Origin of the sequence: Dolichospermum sp. LEGE 00246 (genome assembly GCF_015207865.1) — a bacterium.
Taxonomy (GTDB): Bacteria; Cyanobacteriota; Cyanobacteriia; order Cyanobacteriales; family Nostocaceae; genus Dolichospermum; species Dolichospermum heterosporum.
Window position 1 is genome coordinate 1 of sequence record NZ_JADEWA010000151.1, and the last position, 11,151, is coordinate 11,151.

8 protein-coding genes are annotated in these 11,151 nt (G+C 35.7%); 5 read left to right on the forward strand and 3 right to left on the reverse strand.

Translation table 11 applies throughout. The annotated features are described in order from the left end of the window. Positions 1-167 precede the first annotated feature (167 nt). The 5 genes from IQ228_RS12060 (at position 168) to IQ228_RS12080 (ending at position 6,674) form a co-directional block, all read left to right on the forward strand. Positions 168-749, forward strand: a complete 582-nt coding sequence (locus tag IQ228_RS12060) for a hypothetical protein (RefSeq protein ID WP_193962951.1) — start codon at positions 168-170, stop codon at positions 747-749. A gap of 77 nt (positions 750-826) precedes the next feature. Beyond that, positions 827-1,078: a BolA family protein gene (locus IQ228_RS12065; protein WP_027403345.1), complete on the forward strand. Its 252-nt coding sequence runs from the start codon at positions 827-829 to the stop codon at positions 1,076-1,078. 87 nt (positions 1,079-1,165) lie between these two features. Then, positions 1,166-1,489 (forward strand): Grx4 family monothiol glutaredoxin, encoded by a 324-nt coding sequence (gene grxD, locus IQ228_RS12070; RefSeq protein WP_027403344.1) that lies wholly within the window; start codon positions 1,166-1,168, stop codon positions 1,487-1,489. A 69-nt stretch (positions 1,490-1,558) separates the two neighbouring features. Further along, entirely contained in the window at positions 1,559-5,863 is a 4,305-nt protein-coding gene (locus tag IQ228_RS12075) for an AAA domain-containing protein (RefSeq protein WP_193962952.1), read from the forward strand. After that, complete coding sequence (locus IQ228_RS12080) at positions 5,841-6,674, forward strand: hypothetical protein (protein ID WP_228043841.1); 834 nt, start codon at positions 5,841-5,843, stop codon at positions 6,672-6,674. Before IQ228_RS12075 ends, IQ228_RS12080 begins: the two co-directional genes overlap by 23 nt. A gap of 107 nt (positions 6,675-6,781) precedes the next feature. On the opposite strand, the gene IQ228_RS12085 is transcribed toward IQ228_RS12080, so the two are convergent. From IQ228_RS12085 to IQ228_RS12095, 3 genes are all read right to left on the reverse strand, one after another. Beyond that, on the reverse strand, positions 6,782-8,272 hold the full coding sequence (locus IQ228_RS12085; protein ID WP_051424374.1) for an MFS transporter: 1,491 nt from the start codon (positions 8,270-8,272) through the stop codon (positions 6,782-6,784). Positions 8,273-8,360: 88 nt separating this feature from the next. Then, complete coding sequence (locus IQ228_RS12090) at positions 8,361-9,557, reverse strand: LeuA family protein (protein WP_193962953.1); 1,197 nt, start codon at positions 9,555-9,557, stop codon at positions 8,361-8,363. Between the two features lie 532 nt (positions 9,558-10,089). Next, positions 10,090-10,344 (reverse strand): DUF6761 family protein, encoded by a 255-nt coding sequence (locus IQ228_RS12095; RefSeq protein ID WP_027403340.1) that lies wholly within the window; start codon positions 10,342-10,344, stop codon positions 10,090-10,092. Positions 10,345-11,151: the final 807 nt, after the last annotated feature.

Sequence of the window (11,151 nt, forward strand, 5' to 3'; positions counted from 1 at the left end):
ACCTCCCCCACCTCCCCCACCCCCTGTTCCATTCACAATGACATTGTGTAATTAATTCTGTCTCACTACTTAGTTATCAAGTAACTGACTTTATCTCTAGGACAAAGAGAGTTAAGATACCAAGGTTTACCAATTTTTTCTATAGAATTGTTGCCCTAATTAAACTCATGAATGCTGCTACCTTAATTCGCTTAACATCTTTATCACTCATAGTATCTTTGGGACTGCTATCACCTACCTATGCTGAAGGGAAAAAGGTATCCAATCCTATTAGTCAAGCCAAACCAAAACCAATTGATACAGATAAACCTAATACTCTTACTCCCACAGGAACAAGCAATAATCTTTTAAGTATAGAGGGGGGCGATCGCTTGATGAAAGAATCAACCGAAGCGGTTTCTAGTCAAAACTACGCCCTAGCAGCCAAAAAACTCCAAGAAGCCCGCCAAGTTTATAATCAATTATCAAGCTTTTACCAAGACCTCAACTCTAGTTTTGCCGGTATTGACATTCGCGCCGCCGATACCTACCGCAAAAATGCTTTAACAACTGCCCAAAAGCGAGATGAAGCCACCTATCAATTAGCCCTAGTACATCGAGCGCAAAATCAGCCAGAATTAGCCATACCTTTACTAGTACAAATCATCAAAAGTCAAAACCCCACCAGAGAACTAGGCACAAAAGCATACCAACAATTATTTGAACTAGGTTTTGTAGATGTCCCCTTTCCGCGTCAAGGTAAAAAATAATCGGCAAATGCTAACAGGCAACAGCCAACCGCTACATATCTGTTAATAATAGAGAAGTAAGTTTTTCAGGAATTGCGATGATGAGTCCGCAACAGGTAGAGACAATGATCAAGGCACAAATGCCAGATGCCCAAGTGCAAGTACAAGACTTGACAGGTGGTGGTGATCACTATCAGGTAACAGTAGTTTCATCGCAGTTTGCAGATAAGGGACTTGTGCAACAACACCAACTAGTTTATGGCGCATTGCAACAAGCCATGTCCAGCGAAGCTATTCATGCTTTAGCACTTAAAACCTACACTCCCGAAACTTGGCAAGCAACAAACTAATTTTAGATTTGGGATTTTGGATTCAGAAAACAAAATCTAAGATCGGATCAACTCTTGAATTTCAGTAACATAAGGAAATAACTAATCATGACCCCAGAACTTAAAGAAAGAATTGATACTTTGGTAGAAGAAAACAAAATTATGGTTTTCATGAAGGGCAATAAATTAATGCCCCAATGTGGTTTCTCTAATAACGTTGTCCAAATTCTCAATACATTAGGAGTTCCCTTTGAAACCCTTGACATACTTGCAGATCCAGAAATTCGTCAAGGAATCAAAGAGTATTCCAACTGGCCAACAATTCCCCAAGTATACGTTGCTGGTAAATTCATTGGCGGTTCTGATATTTTGATTGAAATGTACAACAAAGGTGAATTACAGGAAGTGGTAGAAGTAGCGATCGCTTCTTAATATCAACACAAGATAAAGATCCCCGACTTCTCTAAGAAGTCGGGGATTTGATTCCTTATTACAAAAACTATGAATAATAAAACGAAGATAGAAGATTGTGGTTATACATTCATAGGTTCAGCAGTTGATAATTTAGTTCGCCATTTTGAAGGTCAATCATCCCTACAATTATATCCTGACTTTCGAGAACGACGAGAACGTGCCAATGAATTATTATTTGATTTAGTTGGTAAACAACCAGGTTTATTTTATATTCGTCGTCAAGGAACAGGAAAAGAATCAGGAGAAGAGATTTGGGAACTAACTATAGCCACAGACCAAGATAACTTTCAACTCCCAAAAAAACTGAAACAGCTAGGAAAGACCCTAGCATTTAAAGCTGCTATTCGTCAAGATGGACATGGCGGATTTAAAATTTTATCAGCTTACTTACTACATGAATTGCGAGGAAATATTGATGGCTATGCCTTACCCTATTGGTTGCGACTAAGCCCAAATCATCAACATCGGTTGGATATTCCTAAACCATTATTGGCAAAAATAAAAAATATGCCAATTTGTGGAAATCATGTCCCCACCGAAGATCAACTTAAAGCCTGGAAAGCCTTTTTAAAAGTAGAAGAACGTATTGCTAAATCACGCCAATTTTGTGTATCTTTTCTGATTGCTAACAATAGCTCAAATTCTCGACAAATCGCTTTAGAGATTAAAGTTAATTCAGCTACGCTTAACGGTTCTGAAGAGAATATTTTAGGTGTGGAGAATTTCTGGGAACGGGTCAAAAAAGCCAAAAATCAGGAAGTCAACTTTCTCGATTCCGTACCGACAGATAAAAATCGTCGCCACAGTCGTCAATTAGGAACTATTGAAAAAATTGATCAAAAACATAATCTTATTCATATTCGCCTAGAACGAGAACTAATCGAATATATAGCCAAAGGTAATTATCAACTTCCCAATAAAGGCTACTTATTTTTTGATGCTGCTGGAGACATCAAACAAATCGAACGTAAAGAAAAAGCTCTAGAACAATTAAGACAAGGACGCACTCAAAATCCCTATTTAGGTAACTTTTTATTCGACGCTTCCCAAGCCAGACCAATTATCAAAAGGATTAAACTTAACTCAAAAGACTTATTATTATCCTCCGCAAATGCTGGACAAAAAGCCGCAGTTGAAAAAGTCCTGTCCGCAGAGGACTTAGTGCTAATTCAAGGACCACCAGGTACAGGGAAAACTACCGTAATTGCGGAAATTTGCTATCAGGTAGCTTTGCGTGGAGGACGGACATTAATTACCTCTCAAGCCAATTTAGCCGTTGATAACGCCCTCAGTCGCTTAGTACATAATCCCGTTATTCGCGCTATTAGGAAGGGACGAGCCGAAAAAGTTGGCGAAGAAGGACAGCCATTTTTAGAAGATCAAGTAATTGGTACATGGCTACAAAATACCGCCACTGACTGTGAAAATAATCTCAGTCAACGTCACGAAAATATCAGAATTATCAATCAATTATTACTATTATTACCACGATTCACAGACTATTTTCTGGCAGAAGCAGAAATAAATCAGCAACAGCATGAACTCAAAACCGAAAAACAAAATTTAGAAGCAGCTTATCAAAATCAACAGCTTGAATATCAGCAAACTTTAGTCAAGAAAAAAGAAATTGAATATTTAATTACTGGTTTAGAAAATATTCTCAAAAATTCCACAAATATAGACTGGGAATCTTCAGAAATTAACAATTTTTTACCACAAATTAAACCTTATACAGAAAATAACCAACAAGTAGAAGATTTTCGAGAAAATGTGCGTCAATCTATCAAATTTATTGAAGAACTTGGTTTTGTCCGTCCAGGTTTTGGCGCATTTGGGTTAGCAGTTTGGTTACAGGAAAATATCACAACTCATCTTTCTAGATTTAAACCAGGATTAAAAAATGCTAATGATGTAGGTTTAGCTATTTCCGAAGTAGCAAAATTAGTTTATATTTTCCAACAGCATTCTTTATCCTTGGAGAAATTAGAAACAGATTATCAAAAATTTAATAACCAAAACGATTTACAGCCAACAATCCAAATTTGGGAAAATCGCAAACGGGAAATTGATTATATTATTGAAGCTGTTGTTGAATGGAAATCTACAGCTAACAACAACTTGTATCAAGTCTTAAAAGAATGTCAACAATCTAATTTAGTTTTAACAGAAAATATGGTAGATTTACCATTAGGTCTATTGATGTTTGCTAAGACATTAAAATTAACTATTGTTCCTAAAAACTATCAAATCAGTTTACCAGATTGGGGAGTATTAACAAAAGCCATAGCTTATGAAATAGAAGGTAATTTTATAGATAGAAAAGGTAAAAAACATGATTTTAGTTATTTTTTGCAGCAAAGTTTTAGTCAAATTCCGATAGTATTATCAAAACCCGATCAAATTCAATGGCAAACAACCTATCAAAAACTCCAAAATTATCAACTCCTCAATCCTAAACAGCGAAAATTGCTAGTTGAAAATACTCAAGTCTTTTTAATTAGATTGGAAAAAACATACAGTAATTCCTTTGAATGGAACAATGTTGAAGCTACTCTTACCCGCATTACCCAAGAATTACTAGATATTATCTTAGTTCATGCCCGTCAATGTGTTTTAAGAGTTAAAACTGAAGCTGAACAACAATTACAAATTTTAAACCAGCAATTTCAAGAACTTCCGCAAAATGCAATTTCTTCAGAACAAATATCTGAAGCTAAATCTCAGGTAAGAAAAAGCAAAGAAGCTGCTAATTTAAACCTGGCAGAAGTTATTCATAACTTACAATTACTTCATAAACAGCAAAATATCCCTGCGCCATTAAGGATTATAGCAGAAAAATATCTGACTAGACAAGCAAATATTTGGGAACAACCGCAGGAGTTTTCCCAGCAAGTCAAATTTTGGGAAAATCGCGTCAATGAAATGGAAACTCTGATTTCCTCATTAGCACCTTTTACTATTTTAGCAACAATTAAAGACTCTTTAAATCAGGAGTTCATAAATTTGCAAGCAGAAGCTGATATTTATCAACAAGAAATTGCAGAATTACACATAAAAATAGCTGATTTAGAACAGAAATCACAATTACAGTTATCAGATAGTTTAATTAGCGAACGGAATTGGTGGCAGTCAATTTGGCAAACAATCCCAGATAAACTCAAACCAGAATTATCTAATGATAATTTATTTGACTCAGACTCTTTATGCAGTATTCAAAATAAATTTAAGTCATGGAAACGACAGCTAAAAAGTGAAGAAAATTATCTGCAAAAATATCAAAACTTTGTGCAAGATTGGGTTGCAAAACTTCGTAAACCTTCAGAACAAGATAGTAAAGATTTAAGGGGAATCTATTTAGATAATGCTAACGTTGTTGGTATTACTTGCGTTCAAGCGGCAAATTATAATTTCTCAGAAGAATTTCAATCTTTTGATGTTGTGATTATTGATGAAGTTAGTAAATGCACTCCTCCAGAATTGCTAATTCCGGCTTTGAAAGGTAAAAAATTAGTCATGGTAGGAGATCATCGGCAATTACCACCTATGCTTGATACTAGCACTGTGGAAGAAGTGGCGAAAACAATGGGTAATACCAGAGAAGAATTGCAATTTTTAGAAGAGTCATTATTTAAAAGTCAGTTTGAAACCGCCGATAAAAGCATTAAAAAAATGCTGAATACTCAATATCGAATGCACCCGATGATTATGGGCGCAATTAATCAATTTTATCATGGTAAATTGGAATGTGGGATTTTAGAACCTGATACAAAACGCGCTCATAATTTAGCAGGGGAAATTATTCAACCTGACAATCATTTATGTTGGGTAAAAATGCCCAGAGAAAATGAATTTCAAGAAGAACGAAGTGGAACTTCATTTTTGAATACTAAAGAAATTGATGTGATTGAAAGTATCTGTCATCAATTTGAGAAAGTTTGGGTGAATAAAGTTGCAAATGGAGAACCAAGAAAAGAAATAGCTGTAATTACATTTTATGGCGCTCAATTACGAAAAATTGATGAACGGTTGCAATCTGAACTTTTCCCTTCTTTACAAATCAGAACAGGTACAGTTGATAGATTTCAAGGTATGGAAAGACCAGTAGTAATTGTCAGTATGGTGCGGAATAATCCTCAAGGAGATGTGGGATTTGCAAATAAACCAGAACGGGTAAACGTGGCTTTTTCTCGCGCTCAGGAATTATTGGTAATTGTCGGTTGTCACGATTTATTTACCGCTAAACCCGGTACAGTGGGTAATATGTATTCTGAAGTTGCCAACACTGTTAATTATCATGGAGGTTTTATTGATGTTTCCTGCTTCTGTAGTTAAACAGATTGATGAAAATCTAAAATATATAGTTGAGAAAATTGAAACTGAAAATTCTGGTTTGTTAGTTTTAGCTGCGCGTAAATTTGGCTATACAGTAACTCAAAATTTCTTAGAATTAACTATTAAAGAATCTCGCAAATTTAACGTCTTAGAAGAGTTTATTATTCGTGCTGGTATGGAGTTTAATCCCCCACCTACCGCTAATGATTTAGCCTCTATCTTAGGACTAGATTCTGTATTTGTTAAAAGCACTATTGCTAATCTGCAATCTTTACAAACTCTAGCAGATACATCTCAAATTACTGTCACAGCAGAGGGGAGTTTATTCTATGCACAGGGTTCTGTACCTAAACCTCCATACTCTATGCAAATTTATGCAATTACTGATAATTTAGCCGGGAAAATTACATTTCAATATGAGTCATTAGAAGATATTGTAATTAAGCAACCAGACTTAGCAGAATTTGTGAATATAGAAGCGAAAATTACCGCAATTTCCAGGCTAAAACTTGCAGAGATGCAGGACATTATTCAATCTTGCCATTTACCTCTTCATGTCCCCACAGAAGGTAAATTTGTGACTGATTTTAAGGTGAAAGGTAGTACACAAACTATTGGGAGAAATATATCGCTATTTGTGGTTTTTGATGAAAATCTAAATAAATTAAACATCGAAATCAGAAGTGGTCAGGAAATTTTAGAAGCTGCTACCAAGAAGATTGAAGAATTATACAATGACAAAAAGATATCCCTAGAAGAATTGTGTCAATTATCTGAGGAAACCATCCATTTAAAATCCAATCCAGATTAGTGACTTCTTAAATAAGTAGGTTGGCGTTGAAAATTGTCGTTGGGGTAAGGGAACAGGATTTGGGCGATTTTACGTTTCTTTACACAGTTTGGTTTTATTGTGTTCACCTACTTATCTAGATCAGAAATGAGTTTTTTCATTGATACTCGCTTTTGTTCAATCCACCATAAATAAATTGCAAATACTGTAGAAATAACTAAAAGAATAGTAATGAAGCGAAAAGTAACTTGTGTACCTAAAATTAATGATGCAACAGGTGCATTAGTGATATTAATATTTGTGTTTAGTTGAGTATTGTTAAGAGTCACAAATGAAAATATAGCTCCCACTAATGGCACACTTATAGTTTGTCCTAATATTCGTGACAAGGATAATAAACCCGAAGCAATCCCTAAACTATCTTGTGGTGCTGCTCCCATAATGGCGCTATTGTTGGGAGATTGAAACATTCCTATACCCAACCCATAGGGAATAATTGCAATTATATAATTGATTATCGTTAATTCTGCGTTAAATGTGCTGATTAAAAAGCAGCCAATAGCCATTAATAATAATCCTGTTATGCTAATAATCCGTGAGCCAAATTTATCAGAAAGCGTCCCAGCCATAGGTGCGGTTAAAACAATGATAATCGGTGGAATTGCTAATAGAAAACCAGCTTTACTAGTAGGATATTGTTTGACTAGTTTGAAAAAGAAAGGGAGGATAAAGATTGATCCGGCAATCACGAAGTTACCTATAAACCGCAATCCTAAACCTAAGCTTAAGTCTAAAGATTTAAAAATTTTCCAATCTAAAATAGGGGTGACAGTCCGCATTTCTATGAAGATGAAAAAAGCTAAACTAATCATAGATAAAAATAGTAAAGCTAGAATGATATTTAAGTCATGATTCTGTTCTTCTAATAAGGTTATTGCCAATATAAAGCAAGTTAATATAAATGTGATAACTATAGTTCCTATGATATCAAACTGTTGTTTTTCTCCATTAACAACAGAAGGGGGGACAAAATAAGCCATAATTAAAATCCCTATAATCCCAATTGGCACATTAATAAAGAAAATTAAAGGCCAATCTCCGATACTAACTAATAAACCTCCTATTGTTGGTCCTAACATCATTCCTAAACCAAATACTCCAGCGCGAATACCTAAACCCAACCCTCGTTCTTCCACTGGGAAAGCTTCTACAATCATCGCTGTTCCTAGTCCTGAGATAAATGCAGCCCCTACTCCTTGAATGGCACGAAAAGCTATTAAAAAGCCTATATTTGGGGCAAGTCCACATAGCAAAGAACTAATTGTAAACACTATCATACCGATAATGTACAATTTCTTTTTACTCCATATATCGCCTAATTTAGAAGCACTCAAAACAAAAATAGATATTGCTAATAGGTAACTCAATACTACCCATTGACTATTTGCAAAGGTTGTATGTAGTGATTCTAGCATTATTGGTAGAGCTAGATTAACTATATAAACATCTAAGGAAAAGATAAATACACCAATACTAACGCTCAGTATAGTCCACCATTTTGTAGATGGGTTGATTTCAGTTCTGAGACAATTAAATTCAGGTTCTTGAGTTTTTAACATTATTATATATCAGGAGTCAAAAAGAAGAGAAAAGAAGCAGCAGGAATAATTAAGACAAAATAAGCAAGGGTGAACTTAATTCCTAAACTCAAACAGACAAATTACAAATATCGTTCCCAAATGGATGTGTTGCTACACTAAATTTTTCTATAATTTTCGGTAGTTCTGCTTCGATATCAATGGGAGTTCCTCTTTTGGCAATTACTTTAATCTCTTGGAGAATTTTATCTACAAGGTCTTTATTTTCAGCTAGTTCTCCTTGACCAATTTGCTTCAAAGCCAGTTGTACAGCAGTATATCCTGATTGCATCCCTAATGCCAAGCTGCTTTTTTTGCCAAGAATATGCGGATTTAAACTTTGATAAAGTTCCTCATTTTTGGCTACAGCTTTAACATGAACTCCAGCATAGTGGGTAAAGGCATTTTTTCCGGTGATAGCTTGATGGGGAGGAATGGGAATATGAGAATGCTGACTCACGAATTTATATAACTCTTCTAGACAGTTGAGTTGCCATTTTTTTTCTTTTTCACCCATATCTATTAAATTGATTAATAGTTCAGCTAAATCAACAATTCCTGCTCTTTCTCCTAATCCCATTGTGGCTACATCAATAATGTCTGCGCCTCCTCTATAGGCATCTAAGGCATTGGCTAAAGCTAAACCTTTATCATTATGACAATGCACCTCTATCTGTGGATATAAACCACGATTTCCTAATTCTTCTTTTAGGGTTTTGACATAAAAATACATACTACGCTGGGGATGGAAAGGTGTGGAGTAGCCAGTTGTATCTGCTATACTAATGATATTCACTCCTGCTTTGACTGCGGCAGTGGCTGCGGCAATGACATTTTCTATAGGCGATCGCACTGTATCTTCTGCTGTATATCTAATTAATAAGTCATGCTTCTGTTCTTTGGCAAAAGTAACTACTTCAATAATCTTTTCAATTGCTACATCTAAATCAATATTATAATCTTGTTCTAATCGCTTTTTAGAAACACTAAAAAATATCCCTAAAAAATCAATACCACAATCTAAAGCTTTTTGCACATGATCTATTTTACAAAGGGAATGAGCGCCTATTTTCGCCTTAAGTCCTGCTTGAGAAATGCGCGTGATAGCTAAAGCTATTTCTCGATCTACTGCGGGATTACCCACTTCAATAATATCAACTCCTATCTGATCTAAAAACTGGGCAATTATCATTTTTTTGTCTGGAGAAAAATAAACTCCAGGAGTTTGTTCTCCTTCTCTTAAAGTAGAGTCAAGAATTTGCAACATATTTACCCTAAGTTTCAACCTATTCAATGTCAATTTTACTCAAGAATATTCGTAAAGTGTAGTCTATTAATGCTCATATAAGTAGTGGGACAGAATTGATTACACAATGTCATGGCATGAGCGTTGCGTGGCGTTAGCCATATGGAACGAAGTGAAATGAAACAATCGCCAGGGTTGTGATTGCTTCCCTTCCCTCCCAATGACTGTAAGTAGGTGAACACAATAAAACCAAACTGTGTAAAGAAATGTAAAATCGCCCAAACCCTCTTCACTCTTGCCTCTTGCATGAGTGCCTTTTGCCTTGCCATAACGACAATTTTCAACGCCAACCTACTTAATGTATGGTTAATAATCTTCTAAATTGACAAATAAACAAAAAAATTCCCCTTAGTGATGTACAACTAAGGGGGCTTGATTTCATATTAATTGCAGTATTTCCCAAATTTAATCCCCTATACCCCATCGACCAAGGCAAAAATCGTGCTATGATCATCGGCGGTAGTAGGCTAGTTAGCAAAATCGGATAGTACCTTTAATAGTAGCCATGTTGTTTTTCGGGTTCTGGTTGAACCATTGCGAAGTTAGATACATCATGCAGATAACGGCTGGCTTCTTCTTCTAAGCGATGAATCCAATATGGTTCGATAATGTTACTATGTCGAAGTGCGGCTAGGTATCCATCCAAATACATCCGCATATCATTCATACGATAACCGCGATTCCATAATTCGACGAAGGCGTCGGTAAGTCTTTGGTAACAGCGGATGGTCTGTGTGTCTTGGAGCATAACTGCTGTATTAATCTCTTTGCGATGAGAATTGTAGATGATGATTCACGCTTAATGAAGTATCACTTCCCTCTTCTGTATTAACTTATAAGTTAATATTTTCACCTTGGGTGAGACCCCCCAGCAGCTAAAAACTTAATTAGATCCTACGCCAAAAAATTGGAAATATGCTGATTTTGTAAGGTATTTTTACGATTTTTTGTCAGGATTTTGATCTGATAGCTTGAGTTTAGCTATCTATTTGTAACCACAAGGGTAATTTATTTTTATCCAATTTTTTAGACGTTGTTCACTGGGAATACAAATCTAGCCATTAGTGGATAAATCTGTAAAATCAAGTTTTAGAATTTACTAGTAGTTTCCGAGCTAAATAACAACCTGTCTCTACCTTTGGTTATAATCGGGTGTGATTTTTGTGCTACTCCCTTTGGTAAATGATTGTCCTATTGAGTTTACCATATCTCTTAAGGAGTAGGACAGATTGCTAAAAATAAACTTTAATGATATGGGGTAGGAGTCAGGAATTACTCGATTTGGGATTTTGGATTGATTCCGCCCTCAAGTGTAGAGCTTGAAAATTTGGGATTAACGTTAGCGAAGCCTAAGCAGCGCAGCGAGGATTTTTCCGTCCTCAGGGACGGGGATTTGTACCAAATTTTTTTCATCTAAAATCCAAAATTCCCGGTCAGAAGTCAGAGGTCAGCACTTCGACTTCGCTCAGTGACCAGTAGTTCGTCAAATTTATTTTGACGGGCAATGATCGGAAAAAACTTCTGTTCTTCCCTCCCCCACCTCCCCTACCTCTGT

Excerpts from the sequence above, each read along its gene's own strand:
- IQ228_RS12095 (WP_027403340.1), bottom strand. The coding sequence starts at position 10,344 with ATGCTCCAAGACACACAGACCATCCGCTGTTACCAAAGACTTACCGAC.
- IQ228_RS12075 (WP_193962952.1), top strand. The coding sequence starts at position 1,559 with ATGAATAATAAAACGAAGATAGAAGATTGTGGTTATACATTCATAGGT.
- IQ228_RS12080 (WP_228043841.1), top strand. The coding sequence starts at position 5,841 with ATGTTTCCTGCTTCTGTAGTTAAACAGATTGATGAAAATCTAAAATAT.
- grxD (WP_027403344.1), top strand. The coding sequence starts at position 1,166 with ATGACCCCAGAACTTAAAGAAAGAATTGATACTTTGGTAGAAGAAAAC.
- IQ228_RS12060 (WP_193962951.1), top strand. The coding sequence starts at position 168 with ATGAATGCTGCTACCTTAATTCGCTTAACATCTTTATCACTCATAGTA.
- IQ228_RS12090 (WP_193962953.1), bottom strand. The coding sequence starts at position 9,557 with ATGTTGCAAATTCTTGACTCTACTTTAAGAGAAGGAGAACAAACTCCT.
- IQ228_RS12065 (WP_027403345.1), top strand. The coding sequence starts at position 827 with ATGATGAGTCCGCAACAGGTAGAGACAATGATCAAGGCACAAATGCCA.
- IQ228_RS12085 (WP_051424374.1), bottom strand. The coding sequence starts at position 8,272 with ATGTTAAAAACTCAAGAACCTGAATTTAATTGTCTCAGAACTGAAATC.